The organism is Caballeronia sp. LZ019, from assembly GCF_031450825.1.
In the GTDB taxonomy this organism is placed as follows: Bacteria; Pseudomonadota; Gammaproteobacteria; order Burkholderiales; family Burkholderiaceae; genus Caballeronia.
This window is the reverse complement of the sequence record NZ_JARTVZ010000002.1, coordinates 845,956-867,895: the sequence shown is the minus strand read 5'-3', so window position 1 is coordinate 867,895 and position 21,940 is coordinate 845,956. Positions and strand designations below refer to the sequence as shown.

At 65.2% G+C, this 21,940-nt stretch carries 19 protein-coding genes; 12 read left to right on the top strand and 7 right to left on the bottom strand.

All coding sequences use genetic code 11. The features are described 5' to 3' along the window. The first annotated feature begins 144 nt into the window (after positions 1–144). The 3 genes from P9255_RS06955 (at position 145) to P9255_RS06945 (ending at position 3,204) form a co-directional block, all read left to right on the top strand. Entirely contained in the window at positions 145–1,677 is a 1,533-nt protein-coding gene (locus P9255_RS06955) for a CoA-acylating methylmalonate-semialdehyde dehydrogenase (protein ID WP_309766216.1), read from the top strand. A gap of 17 nt (positions 1,678–1,694) precedes the next feature. Continuing rightward, positions 1,695–2,579 (top strand): 3-hydroxyisobutyrate dehydrogenase, encoded by an 885-nt coding sequence (mmsB, locus tag P9255_RS06950; protein ID WP_309789276.1) that lies wholly within the window; start codon positions 1,695–1,697, stop codon positions 2,577–2,579. A 268-nt stretch (positions 2,580–2,847) separates the two neighbouring features. Further along, a complete protein-coding gene (locus P9255_RS06945) occupies positions 2,848–3,204 on the top strand; it encodes a hypothetical protein (RefSeq protein WP_309766214.1) in 357 nt (118 codons plus the stop codon). A gap of 69 nt (positions 3,205–3,273) precedes the next feature. Here P9255_RS06945 and P9255_RS06940 read toward each other — a convergent pair whose 3' ends face one another. From P9255_RS06940 to glgC, 4 genes are all read right to left on the bottom strand, one after another. Then, on the bottom strand, positions 3,274–4,710 hold the full coding sequence (locus P9255_RS06940) for a dihydrolipoyl dehydrogenase (RefSeq protein WP_309766212.1): 1,437 nt from the start codon (positions 4,708–4,710) through the stop codon (positions 3,274–3,276). Between the two features lie 29 nt (positions 4,711–4,739). Beyond that, the gene (locus P9255_RS06935) at positions 4,740–5,540 is read right to left on the bottom strand and encodes an SDR family oxidoreductase (protein ID WP_309766211.1); all 801 of its coding nucleotides are present in this window, start codon (positions 5,538–5,540) and stop codon (positions 4,740–4,742) included. A 55-nt stretch (positions 5,541–5,595) separates the two neighbouring features. Continuing rightward, complete coding sequence (gene glgA / locus P9255_RS06930) at positions 5,596–7,059, bottom strand: glycogen synthase GlgA (protein WP_309766210.1); 1,464 nt, start codon at positions 7,057–7,059, stop codon at positions 5,596–5,598. Between the two features lie 738 nt (positions 7,060–7,797). Beyond that, a complete protein-coding gene (gene glgC / locus P9255_RS06925) occupies positions 7,798–9,072 on the bottom strand; it encodes a glucose-1-phosphate adenylyltransferase (protein ID WP_309766209.1) in 1,275 nt (424 codons plus the stop codon). 406 nt (positions 9,073–9,478) lie between these two features. Here glgC and pdxY point away from each other — a divergent pair, with 406 nt between their 5' ends. After that, on the top strand, positions 9,479–10,360 hold the full coding sequence (gene pdxY / locus P9255_RS06920) for a pyridoxal kinase PdxY (protein ID WP_309766208.1): 882 nt from the start codon (positions 9,479–9,481) through the stop codon (positions 10,358–10,360). Positions 10,361–10,374: 14 nt separating this feature from the next. Here the strand turns inward: pdxY and P9255_RS06915 are convergent, their stop codons facing one another. Next, a complete protein-coding gene (locus tag P9255_RS06915) occupies positions 10,375–10,854 on the bottom strand; it encodes a hypothetical protein (RefSeq protein ID WP_309766207.1) in 480 nt (159 codons plus the stop codon). Positions 10,855–11,451: 597 nt separating this feature from the next. Here P9255_RS06915 and P9255_RS06910 point away from each other — a divergent pair. Beyond that, a complete protein-coding gene (locus tag P9255_RS06910) occupies positions 11,452–12,630 on the top strand; it encodes a hypothetical protein (RefSeq protein WP_309766206.1) in 1,179 nt (392 codons plus the stop codon). 260 nt (positions 12,631–12,890) lie between these two features. Here the strand turns inward: P9255_RS06910 and P9255_RS06905 are convergent, their stop codons facing one another. Then, positions 12,891–13,355, bottom strand: a complete 465-nt coding sequence (locus tag P9255_RS06905; protein ID WP_309766205.1) for a hypothetical protein — start codon at positions 13,353–13,355, stop codon at positions 12,891–12,893. A gap of 252 nt (positions 13,356–13,607) precedes the next feature. Then, complete coding sequence (locus P9255_RS06900; protein WP_309766204.1) at positions 13,608–14,435, bottom strand: shikimate dehydrogenase; 828 nt, start codon at positions 14,433–14,435, stop codon at positions 13,608–13,610. Between the two features lie 186 nt (positions 14,436–14,621). On the opposite strand from P9255_RS06900, the gene P9255_RS06895 reads away from it, so the two are divergent. The 7 genes from P9255_RS06895 (at position 14,622) to P9255_RS06865 (ending at position 21,890) form a co-directional block, all read left to right on the top strand. Next, positions 14,622–15,659: a Gfo/Idh/MocA family oxidoreductase gene (locus P9255_RS06895; RefSeq protein ID WP_309766203.1), complete on the top strand. Its 1,038-nt coding sequence runs from the start codon at positions 14,622–14,624 to the stop codon at positions 15,657–15,659. 88 nt (positions 15,660–15,747) lie between these two features. Then, positions 15,748–17,517 (top strand): FAD-dependent oxidoreductase, encoded by a 1,770-nt coding sequence (locus P9255_RS06890; protein WP_309766202.1) that lies wholly within the window; start codon positions 15,748–15,750, stop codon positions 17,515–17,517. Then, a complete protein-coding gene (locus P9255_RS06885; protein ID WP_309766201.1) occupies positions 17,514–19,247 on the top strand; it encodes an FAD-dependent oxidoreductase in 1,734 nt (577 codons plus the stop codon). The genes P9255_RS06890 and P9255_RS06885 overlap by 4 nt, the downstream gene beginning before the upstream one ends. Beyond that, positions 19,244–19,855 carry an NIPSNAP family protein gene (locus tag P9255_RS06880; protein WP_309766200.1) on the top strand — a complete coding sequence of 204 codons (612 nt, stop codon included), beginning with the start codon at positions 19,244–19,246 and terminating at the stop codon, positions 19,853–19,855. Before P9255_RS06885 ends, P9255_RS06880 begins: the two co-directional genes overlap by 4 nt. 10 nt (positions 19,856–19,865) lie before the next feature. Continuing rightward, complete coding sequence (locus P9255_RS06875; RefSeq protein ID WP_309766199.1) at positions 19,866–20,690, top strand: sugar phosphate isomerase/epimerase; 825 nt, start codon at positions 19,866–19,868, stop codon at positions 20,688–20,690. 56 nt (positions 20,691–20,746) lie between these two features. Next, on the top strand, positions 20,747–21,595 hold the full coding sequence (locus P9255_RS06870; protein WP_309766198.1) for an IclR family transcriptional regulator: 849 nt from the start codon (positions 20,747–20,749) through the stop codon (positions 21,593–21,595). Between the two features lie 121 nt (positions 21,596–21,716). Continuing rightward, complete coding sequence (locus P9255_RS06865) at positions 21,717–21,890, top strand: stability determinant (protein WP_309766197.1); 174 nt, start codon at positions 21,717–21,719, stop codon at positions 21,888–21,890. The last annotated feature ends 50 nt before the right edge of the window (positions 21,891–21,940 follow it).

Here is a 21,940-nt window from a genome sequence, read left to right as displayed (position 1 = left end):
CTTTTGCATCACTATACTCAAAGGCACGAGCCTGCCGAATAGCGGGCCGATACCTATAACGGAGACGCCGCGCCCGATTCTCCCCGACGCTTTCGCGCGTCCTCTCCGTTTCCTTGCGCACGCTTTCCGACCAGGGAGACATCCGTGAACATCGTTGCTGAACAACCGGCGCAGCGCGCGTCCGTCCGCACCGCGAAGCTGCTGATCGACGGCGAGTTCGTCGATTCCAGGACGAGCGAGTGGCGCGACATCGTCAATCCGGCGACGCAGGAAGTCGTGGGCCGCGTGCCGTTCGCGACGGCCGACGAAGTGAGCGCCGCCGTCGCCGCTGCGCAAAAGGCTTATCAGACGTGGCGCACGACGCCGCTCGGCACGCGCATGCGGCTCATGCTGCGTCTGCAGGACCTGATCCGGCAGAACATGAAGCGCATCGCCCAGACGCTGACGGCCGAGCAGGGCAAGACGCTCGCGGATGCCGAAGGCGACATCTTCCGCGGGCTCGAAGTAGTCGAGCACGCGTGCTCGATCAGCACGCTGCAACAGGGCGAATTCGCGGAGAACGTCGCGGGCGGCGTCGATACGTACACGCTGCGGCAGCCGATCGGCGTCTGCGCGGGCATCACGCCGTTCAACTTCCCCGCGATGATCCCGCTCTGGATGTTCCCGATGGCCATCGTGTGCGGCAACACCTTCGTGCTGAAGCCGTCCGAGCAGGACCCGCTTTCGACGATGGAGCTCGTCGAACTGGCGATGCAAGCGGGCATTCCGCCGGGCGTGCTGAACGTCGTGCACGGCGGCAAGGATGTCGTCGATGCGCTCTGCACGCATCCCGACATCAGGGCGATATCGTTCGTCGGCTCGACGGCTGTCGGCACGCACGTCTACAACCTCGGCAGCCAGCACGGCAAGCGCGTCCAGTCGATGATGGGCGCGAAGAATCACGCCGTCGTGCTGCCCGACGCGAACAGGGAACAAACGCTCAACGCGCTGGCGGGCGCGGGCTTCGGGGCGGCGGGCCAGCGCTGCATGGCGACGTCGGTGGTGGTGCTCGTGGGCGCCTCGAAGGAATGGCTGCCGGATCTGGTCGACCGGGCGCGCGCGCTCAAGGTCAACGCGGGCGCGGAGCCGGGCGCGGACCTCGGACCTGTCGTGTCGCGGGCCGCGAAGGAACGCATCCTCGGGCTCATCGACAAAGGCGTCGAAGAGGGCGCGACACTCGCGCTCGACGGACGCGGCATCGCGGTATCGGGCTATGAGCACGGCAACTTCATCGGCCCGACGATCTTCTCGAATGTCACGACCGACATGACCATCTACAAGACCGAGATTTTCGGGCCGGTGTTATGCGTGCTCGAAGCGGCGACGCTCGATGACGCCATCGCGCTCGTCAATCGCAATCCGATGGGCAACGGCGTCGGCCTCTTCACGCAAAGCGGCGCGGCGGCGCGCAAGTTCCAGAGCGAGATCGACATCGGCCAGGTCGGCATCAACATTCCAATTCCGGTGCCCGTGCCGTCGTTCAGCTTCACCGGTTCGCGCGGCTCGAAGCTCGGCGATCTCGGTCCGTACGGCAAGCAGGTCGTGCAGTTCTACACGCAGACCAAGACCGTGACGGCGCGCTGGTTCGACGACGCCACCGTGAACGACGGCGTCAACACGACCATCGCGCTGCGATAAAAACAGGAGAGACGGCGATGCAAATCGGTTTTATCGGCCTCGGCCACATGGGCGGCCCGATGGCTGCGAATCTGCTGAAGGCGGGGCATGCGCTGACCGCTTTCGATCTGTCCGCAGCCGCGCTCGATGCGGCGAAAGCGGCGGGCGCAACGCTCGCCGAGTCGCCGCGCGCGGCGGCGCAGGAAGCGGAAGCCGTGATTACGATGCTCCCCGCCGCGCAGCACGTGAAGGCGGTCTATCTGAGCGATGACGGGGTGCTCGCGGGCGTTCGCGCGGGCGTGCCGCTCATCGACAGCAGCACGATCGATCCCGCGACCGCCAGGTTCATCGGCGAAGCGGCGGCCGCGCACGGCAATCCGTTCGCGGATGCGCCGGTGTCCGGCGGCGTCGTCGGCGCGCAGGCGGGCACGCTGACCTTCATGGTCGGCGCGGACGAGGCGCTCTTCGAAACGCTGCGTCCGGTGCTTGCCGGCATGGGCAAGAATATGGTGCGCTGCGGCGAAACGGGCACCGGTCAGATCGCGAAGATATGCAATAACCTGCTGCTCGCGGTCTCGATGATCGGCGTCGCCGAGGCGATGACGCTCGGCGAAACGCTAGGCATCGATCCGGCGAAGCTGGCGAGCATCATCAACACGTCGACGGGGCGCTGCTGGAGCGCGGACACGTGCAATCCGTATCCCGGCATCGTGGAAACGGCGCCGGCCTCGCGCGGTTATAGCGGCGGGTTCGGCGCGGACCTGATGCTGAAAGACCTGGGACTTGCCGTCGATGCGGCGCGCGGCGTCAGGCAGCCGGTTTTCATGGGCGCGCTGGCGCAGCAGCTCTATCAGTCGATGAGTCAGCAGGGACTCGGCGGACTCGACTTTTCAGGCATCATCAAGCTGTATGGCAATCATTAAAGCGGCACGCACGTGCGTGCGAAACGTGCGCTGATAACTAGCCGTTTTATTAAGTTGCACTGCACAACGTCTCGTGCTCTGCCTTAGTGGTCGAACTGATCGGGAATACGATGATTCGCTTTCCCGAAAATTGTCCTATTCTGAAAGCACGACGCGCGTGTCCCGTTGTATTAAGCGTCTCGCTAAACGCCGGGTCAAGCGACTCAACGCGCGTCACCGATGCAGGCGAAAAGCCCGGCCTTTCGGGCTATCAGATGAGGAGTACGCGATGCAAGTCACACGACACTTGAACATGGAATTGCGGCACGCTACGGTGCCGACTTATGTCGCCAGCTATTTCTTTCCGTTGCTTTTATTGGCATACGAAGCGTGGCGAGTGGGATCGTGGGTCGCGGTGAACGGCTTCAACTTCAGCAACTTCAACGCGATGGGGTACGAGTTCGCATTGATGATTGCTGTATTCGCCATGCAGGTCATCGTTGAAATCGCGTTTCTGGCGGGCGCCGTGCTCACGCGGCACAAGGACGTCGGTCATCGGCTGGCGAATCTGTCGCTGGGCCTCTTCTGCTCGATGGTCGTGCTCGGCTTCGACCTTGCGCTGCAATATGGACTGAGCGGAGGCTGATCGGTTGCGGACGCATCGCAATGGCAAAGGCCGGCTTTTCAGCCGGCCTTTCTTTTTCGAATGGGCGATTCAGCAACCCGCCGCGCCGGGCAATCGGGGCGGTGTCTCCGAGCGTTCCTCGTAGCATTTCCTGTTGGCGTCCTTCAACGCGGTGCGCAAGCCTTCCTCCACGACCGGGTGATAGAACGGCAGCCTGAGCGCGTCGTCGAGTGTCAGCTCCAGTTGAATCGCCCACGCGAGCAGATGCCCGAGATGCTCCATCGCGGGACCGCAGCCTTGCGCGCCGCGCAGCTTGCCGGTCCTGGCATCGGCATAGACGTGCAGCAGGCCGCGATTCTTGCGCATCACGCGGCTTCGGCCCTGCGTCTCGAACGATGCTTCGCCGGTCACGGTCATCTGCTTGTCGAGATCGTCGTACGATGCCCCGACGATCACCGCCTGCGGCTCGCAGAATACGATCGAGAACGGCACCTTGCGCTTGACCGCCTGCAGGTCCGGATAGCGCGCGGCGTTGTCGCCGGCGAGCTTGCCTTCGTCGGCGGCGTCGTGAAGCCAGGGACGGGCGCCATCGCAATCGCCCGCGATGAAAATCGCGCTTCGGCCGCACTGCATCGTCGTTTCGTCGAACTGCGGCACGCCCTTGTCGTTCAGTGCGATACCCGCCTTATCGAGCGCGAGCGGCTCGAGGTTCGGCGCGCGGCCCGTGGCGGCCAGCACGAGATCGAACCGTTCGGTGCGCGCAGCGCCTTCGGGCGATGTGAAGCGCAGCGTCGGCTGACCGTTGTCCAGCGACATTGCGTCGATATCGGCGTCGGGATCGAAGTAGAACTCGCTCGCGAGAGCGGCAGTCAGCGCATCGCGTACCGGCGTATCCGACAGCGCCGCCACGCTGCCGCCCTTGCCGAACACGAAGACTTCGACCGACAGCCGCGCGAGCGCCTGCCCGAGTTCCAGCGCGAGCGGCCCCGCGCCGAACACGGCGATGCGCTTGGGCAGCGCGGGCAGTTCGAAGAGATCGTCGCTCGTGATGACTTTGTCGCCGAATACTTTCAGCTCGTCGGGGATGCTTGGCCGTGCGCCCGTCGCAATGACGACGCCTTTTGCTTCGACGCATACCTGTTCGCCGACGATCAGGCGTCCCGGCGATTCGAAGCGCGCCTGACCGCGCAACAGCGATCCTTCCGGGAACTCCCGCGTTTCCTCGATGACGCCGCTCACGAAGTAATCGCGTTCGCGCCGCACGTAAGCCATCACGCGGGCTGAGTCGGCACGAAGCGCATCGCCGCCGTCGATGCCGCGCGGTTCAAGCCCGCGGGCATCGTGCAAGCCGTTCGCGGCGGCGAGCAGCAGCTTCGACGGCATGCAGCCGACGCGCGCGCAAGTTGTCCCCAGTTCGCCGCTTTCGATGAGCACGGCTCTCGCCCCTGCATCGCGCGCCGCCCGAAACGCGGCCATGCCGGCCGTGCCCGCGCCGATCACGGCGACATCGACTTCGATCGTTTGCATTGAACTCCCGTTCTGTTGCCGGCCGCGCGTCAGCCGTTGCCCGCGAAGCCGGGATAAAGCGTCATCCCGCCATCGACGAAAAGCGTGGTGCCGACGACGTAATCGCTCTCGTCCGAAGCCAGCCACACCGCCGCGCGCCCGATGTCCTCCACTTCGCCGATGCGCCCGTACGGCACGAGCGTCAGCAGCCGGTCCATCGCGTCCTTCGATGCCCACGCCTCCTGGTTGATCGGCGTGCGGATCGCGCCGGGGGCGATCGAATTCACGCGGATGCGCTGGGGCGCGACTTCCTGCGCGAGCGACTTCATCAGCATCTGAATGCCGCCCTTCGACGCCGCGTAGTTCACATGGCCCGCCCACGGAATCACTTCGTGCACGGAACTCATGCAAATGATCTTGCCGAGCGCCTTCGACACCGGGCGCGGTCCGCGCCGCTGAAACTCCCGCACCGCGCGCTGTGCGGTCAGGAATTGACCCGTGAGATTCGTATCGATGACCTTGCGCCAGTCGGCGAGCGTCATTTCGGCGAAGGCGGCATCCTGCTGCAAGCCCGAATTCGCGACGACGATATCGACGGTGCCGAAGCGTGCGACGACGGCTTCGAACATGGCGTCCACGTCGTTTTCGTCGGAGACATCGGCGCCGACGGGCAGCGCTTCGCCGCCGAGCGATGCAATTTCATCGGCGAGCTTTTCGGCCGGCTCCGCGTGCGAGTGATAGTTGATGGCGACGTGCGCGCCCGCCTCGGCGAGCGCCTTCGCGACGCCCGCGCCGATACCCGAGCTCGCGCCCGTCACGAGCGCGATCTGGCCTGCGAGTGCCTTTTGCATGGATGTCCCTGTTGTCGTGTGAATGCATCGCTGGCGAGCAAGGGACGCGCCCGCGTCACGACGCAAGCAGCCCCTGATAGACGTCCGCGTAACGGAGCGCCGCCGATTCCCAGCCGAAATTCTGCGCCATCGCGCGCTTGACGACGGCCTTCCACTCCGTGCGGCGTCCCTTGAGCGCGAATGCCCGGCGGATTGCCGCGACGATGCCCGCGCGGTCGAAGTGTTCGAAGACGAAGCCCGTCGCGAGCCCGTCCGCGAGATTTTCGAGCGAGCAATCGGCGACGGTATCCGCGAGTCCGCCCACGCGATGCACGAGCGGCAGCGCGCCGTAGGCGAGAGCATAAAGCTGCGTCAGCCCGCAGGGCTCGAAGCGCGACGGCACCATGACGACGTCGCTGCCCGCGATGATCGAATGCGAGAGCGTCTCATCGAAACCCAGCACCACCGCGACCGCGCCGGGATGCGCCGCCGCCGCGTTCTTCATGCCGGCTTCGAGCGCCGGGTCGCCGGTGCCGAGCACGACGAGTTGCCCGCCGCGCTGCACGATGTCGGGCACCGCCGAGAGCAGCAGGTCGAGTCCCTTTTGTTCGGTCAACCGGCTGACGACGCCGAAGAGCAGGGCGTCCTCGTCGCGCGTGATGCCGACGCGTTCCTGCAGCGCCGTCTTGCATCTGCTCTTGGCGGCCGGCTTGGCGGCCGTGTAGCGGGAGGCGATGGCGTCGTCGACCGAAGGGCTCCAGATCGTATAGTCGACGCCGTTCAGGATGCCGCTGATGTCGTGCGTGCGGGTCTGCAGGAGGCCGTGCAGTCCCGCGCCGTGTGCCTGCGTCTGAATCTCGCGGGCGTAGGTCGGGCTGACGGTGGTGATGCGGTCGGCGTAGAAGAGCCCCGCCTTCAGGAAGGAGACGTGGCCGTAGAACTCGAGGCCGTCGACTGCGTAGAAATCGTCCGGCAACTGGAGCGTGCCGAATTGCGACGCGGGGAAGACGCCCTGATAGGCGAGGTTATGCACGGTCATCACGCTTGCGACATGCGGTGCGCCGCCGCGCTCGAACGCGCGCAGATAGGCTGGCGCGAGGCCTGCGTGCCAGTCGTGCGCGTGGACGATGTGCGGCTTCCAGTCGGGATCGACACCGGTGGCGATACGCGCCGCGGTCCAGCCGAGCAGTGCGAAGCGGCGGTCGTTGTCCGCATACGGGCGATGCGCGGCATCGAGATACGGATTGCCGGGGCGATCATAGAAGGCGTCGGCGCGCACGACGTAGACGACGACTCCGTGCGGTTTCAGCACGCCGCGTTCGAGGCGGACGTCGGCGGCGCCGAAGGCGGTTCCGAGATCGGCGACGGGCGTGAGATCGTCGAGGCCTGCCAGCACGGCGGGGAAGCCGGGCAGCACGACGCGCACGTCCATGCCCAGTTGCGATTGGGCGGGCGGCAGTGCGCCGGCGACATCGGCGAGGCCGCCGGTTTTCAGAAGCGGAAACATTTCTGCTGCGACGTGCAGCACGCATACGGTCATTGGCGCTCCTGTCGACCAGAGTTGGCGCTTTAGCGCCTTACTCTGGTCCCATGCCACGAAGTGGCGGTTGACCAGAGTTGGCGCTTTAGCGCCTTACTCTGGTCCCATGTCATAAAGTGGCGGTCGATCAGAGTTGGGGCTTTAGCGCCTTACTCTGGTCCCATGTCACAACGTGGCGGTCGGCCGGAGTTTGCGCTTCAGCGCCTTACTCCGGTCCCACGTCATAAAGTGGCGGTCGACCGGCGTTGGCGCTTTAGCGCCTTACTCTGGTCCCATGCCACGAAGTGGCGGTCGATCAGAGTTGGCGCTTCAGCGCCTTAGTCTGGTCCCATGCCATAAAGTGGCGGTCGACCGGCGTTGGCGCTTCAGCGTCTTACTCCGATTCCATTCCACGAAGTGACGATCGACGGAACTGGCGCTTTAGCGCCTTGCTCCGGTCCCAAACTACAAAGTGACGATCGATGGAACTGGCGCTTTAGCGCCTCACTCCGGTCCCAAACTACAAAATTGACGGTCAACGAAACTGGCGCTTCAGCGCCTTACCCTGGTCCATTCCACAAAGCGGCGGTCGACCAGAGCTGGCGCTTCACCGCCTTCTACTCCCGTCCCGAACCAGAAAATGGCCATGCAACGTGGCGACGCGCGCACCGGAGCAAGCGGTGCAACGCTTCGCTCCGGCATCATCGCGGTCGGTTTTCAATCGACTTCGCTCCCGACGGCTAAAGCGCGCCTGCTGCACTAACGCTGCCCGAGCCGCGCAAGCGCCTCGCGCGTGACGAGCGTCACGCCCGACTCCGTGCGGAAGAAGCGCGCGGCGTCATCGTCCGGGTCTTCGCCGATCACGAGTCCCTCCGGCACCGTGCAGCCGCGATCCACCACGACGCGCTGCAATCGGCAACTCGGTCCGACGGTGACTTGCGGCAACAGGACCGCCTCGTTGATGTTGCAGAACGAATGCACCCGCACTGCCGACGAAAACACCGACTTCGACACTTGCGATCCCGAGATCACACAGCCGCCGCACACGAGCAGATTCGTGATCGCCCCTTGTTGCCCGTTCAGGTCGCGCACGAACTTGCCCGGCGGCAGTTGCTCCTGATTCGTCCAGATCGGCCAGTTGCGGTCGTACAGGTCGAGCTGAGGAATCGTCGATGCAAGGTCGAGATTCGCTGCCCAGTAGGCATCGACGGTGCCGACATCGCGCCAGTACGCCGGCGCGTTCGGATCCGCGTCGGACGTCACGCACGACATGCTGAACGGATGCGCGATCGCGCGGCCGCTCGTCACCACGCGCGGAATGATGTCCTTGCCGAAGTCGTGATCCGTGCTCGATGCGGCGATGTTCTCTTCCAGCAAGTGATACAGATACTTCGCGCTGAACACGTAGATGCCCATGCTCGCGAGCGCGATATCCGGCTTGCCGGGCATCGCGGGCGGATCGGCGGGCTTCTCCAGGAAGTCGGTGACGCGGCGGTTTTCATCGACATGCATCACGCCGAAAGCGGTCGCCTCCATGCGCGGCACTTCGATGCACCCGACCGTGCAGTCCGCGCCGCTCTCGACGTGGTCGAGCACCATGCGCGTGTAATCCATCTTGTAGACATGATCGCCCGCGAGCACGATGATGAATTGCGGCGCGATGGAGCGGATGATGTCGAGATTCTGGAAGACGGCATCGGCGGTGCCGCGATACCAGCTCGAATCGACGCGCTGCTGCGCGGGCCAGATATCGATGAATTCGTTGAACTCGCCGCGCAGGAAGCCCCAGCCGCGCTGCAGATGGCGCAACAGCGAATGCGCCTTGTATTGCGTGACGACCGCGATGCGGCGAATGCCCGAGTTGAGGCAGTTGGACAGCGCGAAATCGACGATGCGATATTTGCCGCCGAAGTGGACGGCGGGCTTCACGCGTTTGTCCGTGAGCGGCCCGAGACGCGTGCCGCGCCCGCCGGCAAGGACGATGGCGAGGGTCGACTTTTGCAAATCGGTGCGATTCTTAGACGGCGTCTCCATGTCAGCTCCTGATTTGACTTAGCTTCGTTGATGTCGTGTATGCGGGTGGTGCGCGGGTCCTCGTGTGATGGCTGTGCGCGGGCGATGCGCCTCGTGCAGTCGTTGCATTATCCGGCGCGCCTTCGAATTCGTGTGCTGAAGTCGTTCGATTTTTTATCGCGTGGCTCAACGCATATGTCCGCGGCCCACGAGTGCACGGCATCGGCGACGGAAGGAGCAAGCATCATGCCGTCGCGCACTCGGAGGCTGTTGCAGGCGCGCGACTGGCCGGGCAGCTTTGCCGCAATTTATAACGGACACACCATGCCGCAGCGCGTCGAGGCACGGCACAATACGGAGCACGTTCGGGCGTGCCTGGCCCGCACGCCCGCCGCTCAACGCCCATGTCTCGCCCCGGAATCGCACTATGAATAACGTCCTGAGTATCCAGTCGCACGTCGTCTTCGGGCATGCGGGCAACAGCGCGGCGGTGTTTCCCATGCGCAGGCTCGGCGTCAACGTGTGGCCGCTCAATACGGTTCAGTTTTCGAATCACACGCAATACGGCCGCTGGACCGGCGGCGTGGTCGATGCCGACGAACTGCAGGGCGTGATCGAAGGCATCGGCGCGATCGGCGTGCTGGGCCGCTGCAACGCGGTGCTGTCGGGCTATCTCGGTGCAACCGAACAAGGCCGGGCGGTCGTCGAGATCGTGAAGATGGTGAAGGCGGTGAATCCGCGCGCGCTTTACTTCTGCGATCCGGTCATGGGCACGACAGGCGGCTGCACGGTCGCGCCGGGCATCGAAGATTTTCTGGTCACGACCATGCCCACCGTCGCCGACGCGATGATGCCGAACCACACCGAACTGGAGAAGCTCGTCGGGCGCACCATCGAAACGGTGGAAGAAGCGGTGGATGCCTGCCGCGAAGTGATTGCTCGCGGACCGCGCATCATGCTGGTCAAGCATCTGCTGGATCGCAACAGCCGCGCCGACACGTTCAACATGCTCGCCGTCACGTCGGGCGAAGCATGGTTCGCGCAGCGGCCGTTGTACCCGTTCGCGCGGCAACCGGTCGGCGTCGGCGATCTGACGAGCGCGGTGTTCGTCGCGCGCACGCTGCTCGGCGATTCCCTGCGCAATGCGCTCGAACATACGCTCGCGGCGGTGAACGCCGTCGTCAAGACAACCTACGATGCCGGCCGTTACGAGCTCGAAATCGTGGCTTCGCAGGATGAAATCGCGAAGCCCACGGATCGGTTCCCGGCTATCCGCGTGACGGGCGGCGAGGCCGCGCGGCGCGGCTGAGCTTCGCACCGGGATCAGGCAGCCGCGGCGGCTGCCATCGCCCTGAAGTTCTCGGGCGTGGCGAACGCAAGGTATTGAGCCTGCATCTCGGGCGTGAGGAATTCGAGCATCGTCGAATTCTCGACCCAGAACTCGATCACATCGAAGAAATCGTTGCCGCGCGTGCATCGCACCGTGCGCCATCCTTCGCGCTCGCCGATCGCCATCACCTGCCCGGCGCTCAGCCGCGTGCCGATCGCCATATGGAACGCGCTGTACTGCGGGCGCTCCGCCGAACCCGCGCCATAAGTCACGCTGGTCTCCTGGCCGCCGCCCGGCGTGATGACGCGATCGCCCGGATACACCTCGATGATGCTGCCGCGATCGTCGCCGGCCACGGCCATCCAGGCATCCGGAAACGGCGAGAAGGGCGCGGCGAAGCCGTCCCACAGTTCGGCGAGTACGTGAGCGACGTGCTTGGGGTCGCGGGCGGGAATGGATGCGTGGAAGATCATGGAGTGCTCCGGTCGGGTAAGGAGACTGCGCCGGGATGCTTTCATGCGGCTGTCGGCGCTGTCAATCGGCGTTTTCGGCCGGATTGCGGATTAATACTTTATTTTGTCTTCCGCGATGGTTGAGTATGACCATATGAACGATTAAATCCACGGCTAAAATCCGCTCGCGGAGAAATGCGGCACATTCCCACTTGCGACGACGCAGTTTGAACGTTACGCTTCGTCTCACCGGCGAAATCGCTCGCCGTATTGACTGTATTGCGATTCATATTAATCACTGTTCGGTGATTGATTAACCCGCGCCCGTCCGGGCGTTATTCCGTGGCCTTCGGCACGAGGTCGGCTAAATCGACCGAACCGCCGTGGCCATACACGGCAAAACTTGCGTGCATAAGACCCGCGCCCGGAGCGGAACGAATCGTTCTGTCTGTCTTATGCCGTTTTCACTAGTTTTGCGAGTGTGCTCGATTCACGCGGACAAGGCATGCACGCGCATGCCATCTAATGCGTCGTGCGTTTAAATGCGCCCCTCGCCACAAGAGTTTGATTAACGAAAAGCGGAGTTGAGACATGAAAGAAGGAAAGCGTGCATATTGGATGAGTGCGATTGCTTCGGCGGCGGCGCTCGTCGTGCTGGCCGGTTGCGGAGGCGGCGGAGACGATTCGTCGAGCACCTCGTCCGGCTCCGGCGCGGGGGCGCCCTCCGGCGCGAGCACGCCGGCCACCACGACGCCCACGCTCGCCGCAGCCACGGCCGTCATCGACGGCACCACGATCGGCGCGTCGCAATGGCCCGATGGCTCGACGGCAAGCGGCGGCAGCACCGGCCAGCCGGTCGGCGGCCTGAGCTGCGCACCGGCAGGCGCCTCGTACACCTACTCGCATCTTTCCATCTACCAGAACGGCAAGCAGCTCGCGCTACCGGCGAACATCGGCACCCTGGGCTCGAGCCTGACGCTGCAGCGCGGCTGCGTGTATCCGGTCCATACCGACGACGCGAGCGGCAAGATCCGCATCGATGCGACGACCAACACGCAATACACGCTGGGCCAGTTCTTCGCCGTCTGGGGCGAGCCGCTGTCGTCGACGAACGTTGCGGGCGTCACCGGACCGGTCACGGCATGGGTGAACACGGGCGGCGCGCTCACCAAGTACACCGGCGACCTGTCGAGCCTCGTGCTGCCGCGCAATGGCGAAGTGACGCTGGAAGTCGGCACGCCGCTCACGCAAATTCCGACCTACACGTGGACCAATCCGCCGGCGCTCGCCGCCACGCCGATCACGCTGACCTATGGCGGCACGGTGGGCAGCCTTTACTGGCCGGACGGCTCGACCTCGACGGGCGGAAAGGGCTCCCCGGTGGATGGCGTCATCTGCGGATCGGGGATGACCGAGACGTATCACGTGCATACGCATCTGTCGATCGTCTATAACGGGCAAGCGCGTGCGCTGCCGGCCAATATCGGGCTTCCCGGCTCGTGCAACTATGAACTGCATACGCACGACAACACCGGCATCATTCACGTCGAAACGCCGTACAACAAGGTGTTCACGCTCGGTCAGTTCTTCGATATCTGGGGCGAGCCGCTCACGGTGACGAACGTCGCCGGCCTGAGCGGGGACGTCGTGGTGTATATCCGCGATAACGGCGACATCCGCCGCTACATGGGCGATCCGCGCAACATCCAGCTCGGTTCGCTGCGCGAGATCACGCTGCAGGTCGGAACGCCTCCTATCAGTTCCATCGCCCAGTACAACTGGTACGAAGCGCAGTAAGCGTGTGAGTTGAACTTGCCGGATGAAGCCGCCGTTCCCGCAACGGCGGCTTTTTCTTTGGGCGCAAAAAAAAGCCGCCCGAGGTGGTAGGCGGCGAGAGCGCGTCCGTTGCGAGACTGTCCCTGTCGGGGAACGGACGCGTGAGGAGACAACTGGATCCCGGTCAGTATGGCAAATGCCGATGACCGGCTCAATCGTCTGTTTGAAGCAGTGCGTTTCGGTTCGCCGCGCTTATGCCGATGCCCCGATACGCCGCCTCCTCAACATTCGTTCGATGACATCAGTCGCGGATAACCCGGCTGCCCTGAATCGATGGTGGTCACGCACGCGCCGTCCGGCAGATCGAGCGTGCTGTCGATCTCTCGTCTCGCGCCGTCGCGCGTCTGAATGCTGTAGCGATAGACCTTCGCCGTCGGCTCCGGGCTTCGGTCGAAGAGACTCGTCAGGTCGAAGCTCAGGCCTGCGCCCGCGCCAACGCCGCTCCATCCGCCGCCGCCGATGCCGCCCGCGCCCACGCCGACGCTCGGCCCCGACGACGCCGCCGCGCCGGTCGCGACCGTCGTCAGATATTGCTTGCCCGCGACGCGTCCGCTCGCGAGTTTCGCATCCGGCGGAATCGCGGTGGATGCGCCCGGTCCGCTCGCGCATGCCGCAAGCAGCGCCAGTGCGGCGACGGCGGCGCATGCCCGCGCCGCGCGATTAAAGATGCGTTCGTTGAAATTCATCACAGCTTCGTTGACCTCTGATTGACCCTCTATGTCCGCCGGCGGCGTCGCGGTGGTGTCGCGGCGGGAGCATCGGATAAAAAAATGCCGCCCGTGAAAGGGCGGCTGCTCGATGCAAGCCACGAGTGCGGCTTTTTGCGATGCGGGGCCGGCGTGCGCTCCCGAGGGGACGATGGCGCGGCGCTATGGTGCAGCAACGCGCCGGCCGTTTGAACCAGACTGCTCCGATTCCCAACGGCGCTTGGGTCAGCGTCAGCCCTCGATCAGATAGTTGACGATCGCGTCGCACACGCGCCCGAACATCTGCGTGCCGGTGACGGTCGGACAGCCGCGCGCGCGCGCCGCTTCGATGAACGGCGTGAGCGGCGGCTTCGTCACGACATCGCCGACGAAAGTCGCAGGCGTCAGGCGCGATACGTCGATCGGCAGCGGATCGCCCGGCCTCATGCCCGCCGGCGACGCATTCACGACGATGTCGTACGTCTCGGCGCCCGCATCATCGGCGATACGGACCGTGCCGCGCCCGAGCGTTGCGAGCCGTGAGGCGAGGGCGTCGGTGCGCGCGGCATCGAAATCGCGGATGGCGAGCGTCGCCACTCCCGCCTCGACGAGCGCATGGCCGATGGCCGAACCCGCGCCGCCCGCGCCGATCAGCAGCGCGCGCTTGCCCTGCGGCTCGCAGCCCGCGTCCGCGAGCGCCGCGACCATGGCGACGCCGTCGGACATTGCGCCGTGCCATGTGCCGTCGGCGTTGCGTCGGAGCATGTTCGTCGCGCCGAGAAATGCGGATTCGCTCGCGAGCGTGCCGCAATACTTCGTCGCGCTGAATTTGTACGGCACCGTGATGATGACGCCATCGACGTTCTGCATCCGCGTGACGCCGGCGAAGAACGCGTCGAGGTCGGCGGGCGCGACATGCGCCGGAATCACGATCGCGTCGCGTCCGGTTGCGCGCAAGGCCGCCGTCACGCCGGACGGCGAGCGCACCTGCGCGATCGGATCGCCGACGATGAAATAGACGCGCGTTGCACCGCTCAAGCCCTTATCGAGGGATGCGGAAAAGGTTGTGTCCTGCGCCATGCTGTCGATGTCTCCTTGAAGCGCCCGCCGTTGAATGCCGGGCGCGTAATGATCGATGAAAAAATTCGTCAACGCACGAACGAAACTGTAGTTGAAAATGGAATAGCATTCAACAAATGCGGATTATCGTGTAAGGCAACTAACTGTCGACTATTTTCAACCACAGCAATCTGGAGGAACACGCGCATGACCAAGAAACGGCTGGCAATTGCGGGAGCGGGAGCCATCGGACGGATGCATATCGAGCGGGCGCGGCTGCACCCGGACTGCGAGGTCGTCGCGGTGGCGGATCCGTCAGCGGGCGCGCAGACGTTCGCGCGAGAGCACGGCGCAAGCTGCTTCGCCACCATCGACGCGATGCTCGACGCGGCATCGCCCGACGGCGTCATCGTCGCGACGCCGAACGCAACGCACGTCGATGCGGGGCTCGCGTGCATCGCGCGCGGCATTCCTGTGCTGATCGAGAAGCCCATCGCCGATACCGTTGAACAGGCGCGCGTACTCGTCGATGCCGCCGCGAAGGCCCGTGTGCCGCTGCTCGTCGGGCATCACCGGCGTCATAGCCCGATTCTGCGGCGCGCCCGGGAAATCGTGGCGAGCGGACGCATAGGCAAGCCGGTGGCGGCGAACGCGCTCGCGACGTTCTACAAGCCCGATCCCTACTTCGATGTCGACTGGCGCAGGCGAGCGGGCGGCGGCCCGGTGCTGATCAATCTGATCCACGACATCGACATGATGCGGTTCCTGCTCGGCGAAATCGTGGAAGTGCAGGCGCTGACGTCGAACGCGGTGCGCGGCTTCGAGGTCGAGGATACGGCCGCCGTGTTGCTGCGCTTCGCGAACGGCGCGCTCGGCACGCTGACGGTGTCGGACTGCGCGGTATCGCCGTGGAACTGGGATCTGGCGGCAGGCGAGGCGGCGCACTATCCGCGGCAGAGCGTCAACACGCACTTCGTCTCCGGCACGGATGCGTCGCTCGCATTGCCGCAGCTCGACGTCTGGGAGTATCGCGCGGCCAAAGGCTGGCACGATCCGCTGACCGTCGAGCGCGCCGCGCCGCACGCCGGCGATCCGTATCACGAGCAACTGCGCCACTTCGCGGCCGTGATCGACGGAACGGAAACGCCGCTCTGTTCCGGCGATGACGGCGCGCGCACGCTCGCCGCGACGCTCGCGGTGCATCGATCGGCGCAGGAGCGCGCGCCGGTCGCGCCCGCCTGCTGACGAGGCATCGCCAAAAACTGCTTGGCAGGCGGCGCGGTTCTGGAATAGCATTCCACAATCAAATCAAGTTCCGATTAAGGAGCGAAAGATGGTGGAGACGCTAACGAGCCTGAGCGGCAACGAGTCGTTCGATGTAGTCGTGATCGGCGCGGGCGGCGCGGGCATGTCGGCGGCGCTGTTCGCGGCGATCGACGGGGCGCGCGTGCTGCTCGTCGAAAGCACGGAGCATGTCGGCGGAACAACCGCCTATTCGGCGGGCACGACGTGGATTCCCGCGTCGATGCACATGGCGAGCGTGAATCGCGAGGATTCGCCGGCTACGGCGGAAGCCTTTCTGACCCGCGCGGTCGGCGCACGCAGCAGCGCCGCGATGCGCCGCGCGTTTCTGGATGCAGGACCGAAGCCGGTCGCGCATATCGAAGCGAACTCCGATGTGAAATATCGCGCGCGCCCGTTTCATCCCGACTATCTCTCGGAACTCGAAGGCTCGACGCTCTGCGGCCGCGCGCTGGAGCCGCTGCCCTTCGATGGCCGCAAGCTGGGCCGCGCATTCGGGCTCATTCGTCCGCCGATTCCGGAGTTCACCGTGCTGGGCGGCATGATGATCGATCGCGACGATATCGCGCATCTGCTTAGGATGACGAAATCGTTCGCGTCGTTCAAACATGCGGCGAAGCTGCTGGCGCGTCATGCGCGCGACCGCATCGGATCCCCGCGCGGCACGCGGCTCGTCATGGGTAACGCGCTGATCGGCCGCCTGCTTCTTTCGCTGATGCAGCGCGGCGTCACGGTGCTGACGCGCACGACGGTCGAGGCGCTGAACAAGAGCGAGCGGGGTATCGATGGCGTGACGCTCGTTCAGGGCGCCGAGCGGCGGCGCGTTGCGGTGACGGGCGGTGTCATTCTCGCAAGCGGCGGCTTCAATCGTCACCCCGCGCGACGCGCCGCTATGCTGCCGGGCGCCGATGCCGCATGGTGTCCGGGCGCGCCGGGGCACGCCGGGCGCGCGCAGGATCTCGCGCTTGCCGTGGGCGCGCGCTTTGGCGAAGGGGCGTTGTCGCACGCGTTCTGGGCACCGGTTTCCGTGCGCAAACGGGCCGATGGCACGACAGCCGTGTTCCCGCATTTTCTGATGGATCGCGGCAAGCCGGGCATGATCGTCGTCGATGAAAGCGGCAAGCGCTTCCTCAACGAAAACACGTCGTATCACCTTTTCGGCATCGCGATGCAGAAGGACGATCGCGCGAGCGCGACAGTTCCCGCCTATCTCGTTACGGATTCCGAAGGATTGAGAAAGTATGGTCTCGGCATGGTTCGGCCCGGAGGCAAGCGACTCAAGCCCTTTATCGACGACGGCTATCTCACGCACGCCGCCACGCTCGACGAACTCGCGGCGAAGCTCGGCATCGACCAGGCGGGGCTCGCGGACAGCGTCGCGCGCATGAATCGATATGCGCAAACGGGCGTCGATCCTGAGTTTCAGCGCGGCGCCACCGACTATCAGCGCGTGAACGGCGACGCCAACTGGACGGGGCCGAATCCGTGTCTCGGCCCGATCGCGCGCGCGCCGTTCTACGCAGTGCGGCTTTATCCCGGCGATATCGGTGCGGCGACCGGACTCGTCACGGATACCAGCGCGCGCGTCTTGAACCGCGACGACCAGCCGATCGCCGGCCTTTACGCTTGCGGCAACGACATGCAGTCGGTCATGGGCGGCGTCTATCCGGGGCCGGGCATCACGCTCGGGCCGGGGCTTGCTTTCGCCTATCTGGCCGGACGGCATGCGGCGGCGCGGGCGACATCGCCGCAAGCCGGACATGCCGATGCACGCGAAGAAGCGCGGGTGCAGGCATCATGAGCGCGCTGCAATGCGATGTCCTCGTGCTCGGCTCGGGCGCAGGCGGGCTGTCGACGGCCGTCACTGCGGCAACGCTCGGTTTGTCGGTCATCGTGTGTGAGAAGGAGGACGTGTTCGGCGGAACGACCGCATGGTCGGGCGGCTGGATGTGGATACCGCGCAATCCGCTCGCGATGCGCGCGGGTATCGTCGAACATGCCGATGCGCCGCGCACCTATCTGCGCAACGAACTCGGCACGCACTATGACGCTGCGAAAGCCGATGCGCTCATCGAGCACGGCCCGCGCATGATCGAGTTCTTCGAGCGCAATACGTCGATGCGCTTCGTCGACGGCAATCGCATTCCCGACTTTCACACGACACGAGGCGCGGGCAGCGGCGGCCGCTCCGTGTGCGCGATGCCCTTCGATGGCCGCGCGCTCGGCCCGCTCATCGGCAAATTGCGTGCGCCGCTCACGGAGATGACGATCGACGGCATGGCGATCGCATCGGGGCAAGACCTCGCGCATTTCTTCAACGCGACGCGTTCGGCGCGGTCGCTGTGGCATGTCACGAAGCGCCTGGCCGCGTTCGCGATGCACAAGCTGCGCCATGGCCGCTCGATGCATCTCGTGAACGGCAACGCGCTCGTCGCGCGGCTTCTGAAGTCCGCCGCCGATCTCGGCGTGCGGCTGGAGACACGCGCGAAGGCGGTCGAACTGATACGCGACGGCGCACGCGTGACGGGCGCGCGCGTGGAGATGAACGGCGTGCTGAGTGACGTCGTCGCGCGGCGAGGCGTCGTGCTCGCGTGCGGCGGCTATCCGCATGACCGCGCCCGCCGCGCGTGCACTTTCGCCTACACGCCATCGGGCGATGAGCATTGGTCCGCCGCGCCGCGCAGCAATACGGGCGACGGCGTGCGTTTAGGCGAAGCGGCCGGCGCGCATTTCGATGCATCGCTGAAAGCGCCGGCGGCGTGGGCGCCCGTATCGCTTGCGCCCAGGCGCGATGGCGATGCCGTCGCGTTCGCGCATCTGATCGAGCGGGCCAAGCCGGGCGTGATCGCGGTAACGCGCGCGGGGCGGCGCTTCGTGAATGAGGCGTCGTCGTATTACGACTTCGTCTCCGCGATGATCGACGTCACGCCGCCCGGCGATGAAGTTTGCGCGTGGCTCGTCTGCGATCATCGTTTTCAGCGGCGCTACGGGCTCGGTGCGGCGAAGCCGTTTCCGTTCCCGCTGCATCCGCATGAGCGCTCGGGCTATCTGATCACCGCGCCGACGATCGAGGCGCTCGCCGGTCGATGCGGCATCGACGCCGAGGCGTTGAGCGAAACCGTCGCGCGCTACAACGCGCATGCGGAATACGGCGCCGATCCGCAGTTCGGCAAGGGATCGACGCCGTACAACCGCATACAGGGCGATGCATCGCAAAAGCCGAATCCATGCGTTGCGCCAATCGTTGACGGTCCGTTTCACGCGGTGAAGGTGCTGCCCGGCAGCCTCGGCACGTTCGCGGGACTGGCCAACGATGCCCGCGCCCGCGTGCTCGACTCGACGCGCACGCCGATTGCCGGCCTCTACGCCGTGGGCAACGACGCGGCCAGCATGATGGGCGGCCATTATCCGGCGGGCGGCATCACGCTCGGACCGGCGATGACGTTCGGCTATCTCGCGGGACACGACCTCGCACGGCCCGTCGATGCGCCACGCGATCCACTCCCCATTCACGCAAGGACCCTCTCATGAATCTTTACGACACAGTCACGCTCACGGTCAAAATCGGCACGAACGCGCAGGTCTTCGAAAACATTCAGGCGAGCGCCGCGCAGCCCGGTTCGACGCTGCTCGGCTGCTGGTATTCGGATATCGGCGTGCTCGGCCGTGTGATGGTGCTGCGCGGTTTCGAATCGGAAGCGGCGTTGATCGGCGAGCGCAGGCGGCTTCTGCTCGAAGGCAATCCCTTCGGCTGCGGCGAGTTCGTCACCGATGTCGAAGTGCACGGCTACGCGCTCTTTCCGTTTCTCCCGCCGATCCAGCCTGCCGAGCATGGCGGCATCTACGAGATGCGGGTCTACGGCACGAAGCTCGCGAGCCTGCAGCACACCATCGACGCGTGGGAGAACGCCGTCCCCGAGCGCACCAGGCGTTCGCCGCTGACCGGGGCGATGTTCGCACTCGACGGCGCCGTGCCGCGTTTTCTCAACATCTGGCCGTACAAGAGCGTGGACGAGCGCTCGCGCATTCGCGCCGAAGCGGTGAAAGACGGCATCTGGCCGCCGAAGGGAGGCCCCGCGCATCTCACGACGATGGAATCCACCATTTACGTGCCTGCGCCGTTTTCGCCGCTGCGCTGAGGATCGCGACATGACGACGCCAACACGCAAGCTGTCGCTCTCCGCCCTCACGGTGCTCGAACTGACGCCGCCGCAGATGGTCGAGTGCGCCGCGCAAGCGGGCTACGATTTCGTCGGCCTGCGGCTGCTGCCCGCGACCGAGACCGAGGTGCGGCACGAGATCGTCGGCGCGACGCCGCTCAAGCGCGAGACGCTCGCGGCCCTGCGCGATACGGGCATCGGCGTGCTCGATACCGAGATTTTGCGGCTCAGGCCCGACACGAATGTCGCCGACTACGCGCCGATGCTCGATACCGCCGCCGAGCTGGGCGCGCGCTTCGTGCTCGTCGCGGGCAACGATCCCGATGAGGCGCGCACCGCGGATCGGCTCGCGCAGTTGTGCGATCTCGCGAAGCCCTACGGCCTCGCGCCGAGCCTCGAACCGATGCCGTGGACCGACGTGAAGGACATCGTGCAGGGCGCGCGCATCGTGCAGGCAGCGGGGCGCGCGAATACGGGTTTGATCGTCGATCCGATTCACTTCGATCGCGCCGGCTCGTCCGTCGAAACGTTGCGTGCGCTGCCGCGTGAGTACTTCGGCTATCTGCAATTCTGCGACGCGCCCGCCGAGCGACCGGCCGATCTGGCGACGCTGCTGCATCAGGCTCGGTGCGCGCGCAGGGTGCCGGGCGAAGGCGGCATCGACCTTGCCGCCATTCTTCGCGCGCTGCCGGACCATTTGCCGCTTTCCGTCGAAGCGCCGATGGACGAATGGGCGAGAACCGCGACGGCGCTCGAACGCGCGAAGCGTCTGCGGGAAGCGACGCTGAACGTACTCGATGCGACATACGGTTGAATTCCGCGGTGGAATCGTGTTCTCATTCCGAACCGGACATTCGAACGAGAAACAAAATGGCAGGAAACCTCGAGCGCGCGTTGTCGATCATCGAACTGCTCGCAAAGAACGGCGGGCGCATGCCGCTCGCCACCATCGCCGATACGCTCAACATCCCGCGCAGCGGCACGCATCGGCTGCTCGCCATGCTGATCGATGAAGGCTATGTGCGTCAGGACGAAGATCACGGCGAGTACATGCTGGCGCTGAAGCTCGTGTCGCTGGCGCTCATCTATCTGTCGACGGGCGGCGTGCTCGATGTCTCGCAGCCAGTGCTCGACCGGCTTGCGGCGGCGTCGGGGGAACTGGCGCGGCTCGGCGTCGTCGAGGACGATCACATCACGTTCGTCGGCAAGGCGCAGGGCGCGAAGTCCGGCCTGCGCTACGACCCGGACATGGGCAGCCAGCCGCCGCTGCATTGCACGGCGAGCGGGCAGGCGTGGCTGTCGTCGTTGTCGGACGAGGAAGCGCTTGCGCTGGTATCGAAGCAGGGCGGGCTCGGCAAGCCGGGACAGAGCGGCCCGAAGGCGCCGAAGACCATTCAGCAGTTTCTCGCGGACCTGCACGCGGCGAGAAAGCGCGGATACGGCATTGCGAGCGAGACGTACGAGGCCGGCATGACCTCGATGGCCGCGCCGATTCATCACCCGGTGACGGGCGCGGTGGTGGGCGTCGTGAGCCTCGCCGGGCCGACGAGCCGCTTGCCCGACGCGCGGCTCAAGGAACTGGCGCCTGCGTTGCTGGAGGCTGCGTCGGATATGGGCGCGGCGACATTGAGCTCGCCGTATTTCAAACGTTCGTCGGCGACGGCGGATGCTTCGGGGCCGGCGAAGGCAGCTGCAAAGAAGCGCAAGACGGCGGTTTGACGGCGGTCTCACGACCTTCCGAATGGCCGAACGGCAGAGGCGACGGGCGCATTGACCGTGCAGTATCATGGTTTGCATGGGCAGACGAGACATTGATAGCACTACCCCGCTCGACCTCATCGTGTCCGAATTCACAACCGTCGAAGAAGCCGAGGCTTACGACAAGTGGTATCGCGCGAAAGTGCAGCGGTCCATGGCGGATACGCGGCCGCGTGTGGGGCATGAGGAGGTGATGGATGAACTGGAGCAGATCATTCTCGCTGCCGAGAAACGTGCTCGTGAGAGGGCCGCTTGACACTGCAGGCACTTTGAACCACGAAGCACGTTTCGATATTCACGAATCAT

Coding starts and splice junctions, on each gene's coding strand:
- P9255_RS06875 (WP_309766199.1), top strand. CDS start 19,866: ATGACGACGCCAACACGCAAGCTGTCGCTCTCCGCCCTCACGGTGCTC.
- P9255_RS06945 (WP_309766214.1), top strand. CDS start 2,848: ATGCAAGTCACACGACACTTGAACATGGAATTGCGGCACGCTACGGTG.
- mmsB (WP_309789276.1), top strand. CDS start 1,695: ATGCAAATCGGTTTTATCGGCCTCGGCCACATGGGCGGCCCGATGGCT.
- glgA (WP_309766210.1), bottom strand. CDS start 7,059: ATGACCGTATGCGTGCTGCACGTCGCAGCAGAAATGTTTCCGCTTCTG.
- P9255_RS06905 (WP_309766205.1), bottom strand. CDS start 13,355: ATGAATTTCAACGAACGCATCTTTAATCGCGCGGCGCGGGCATGCGCC.
- P9255_RS06900 (WP_309766204.1), bottom strand. CDS start 14,435: ATGGCGCAGGACACAACCTTTTCCGCATCCCTCGATAAGGGCTTGAGC.
- P9255_RS06895 (WP_309766203.1), top strand. CDS start 14,622: ATGACCAAGAAACGGCTGGCAATTGCGGGAGCGGGAGCCATCGGACGG.
- P9255_RS06940 (WP_309766212.1), bottom strand. CDS start 4,710: ATGCAAACGATCGAAGTCGATGTCGCCGTGATCGGCGCGGGCACGGCC.
- P9255_RS06915 (WP_309766207.1), bottom strand. CDS start 10,854: ATGATCTTCCACGCATCCATTCCCGCCCGCGACCCCAAGCACGTCGCT.
- P9255_RS06870 (WP_309766198.1), top strand. CDS start 20,747: ATGGCAGGAAACCTCGAGCGCGCGTTGTCGATCATCGAACTGCTCGCA.
- pdxY (WP_309766208.1), top strand. CDS start 9,479: ATGAATAACGTCCTGAGTATCCAGTCGCACGTCGTCTTCGGGCATGCG.
- P9255_RS06885 (WP_309766201.1), top strand. CDS start 17,514: ATGAGCGCGCTGCAATGCGATGTCCTCGTGCTCGGCTCGGGCGCAGGC.
- P9255_RS06890 (WP_309766202.1), top strand. CDS start 15,748: ATGGTGGAGACGCTAACGAGCCTGAGCGGCAACGAGTCGTTCGATGTA.
- P9255_RS06910 (WP_309766206.1), top strand. CDS start 11,452: ATGAGTGCGATTGCTTCGGCGGCGGCGCTCGTCGTGCTGGCCGGTTGC.
- P9255_RS06880 (WP_309766200.1), top strand. CDS start 19,244: ATGAATCTTTACGACACAGTCACGCTCACGGTCAAAATCGGCACGAAC.
- P9255_RS06935 (WP_309766211.1), bottom strand. CDS start 5,540: ATGCAAAAGGCACTCGCAGGCCAGATCGCGCTCGTGACGGGCGCGAGC.
- glgC (WP_309766209.1), bottom strand. CDS start 9,072: ATGGAGACGCCGTCTAAGAATCGCACCGATTTGCAAAAGTCGACCCTC.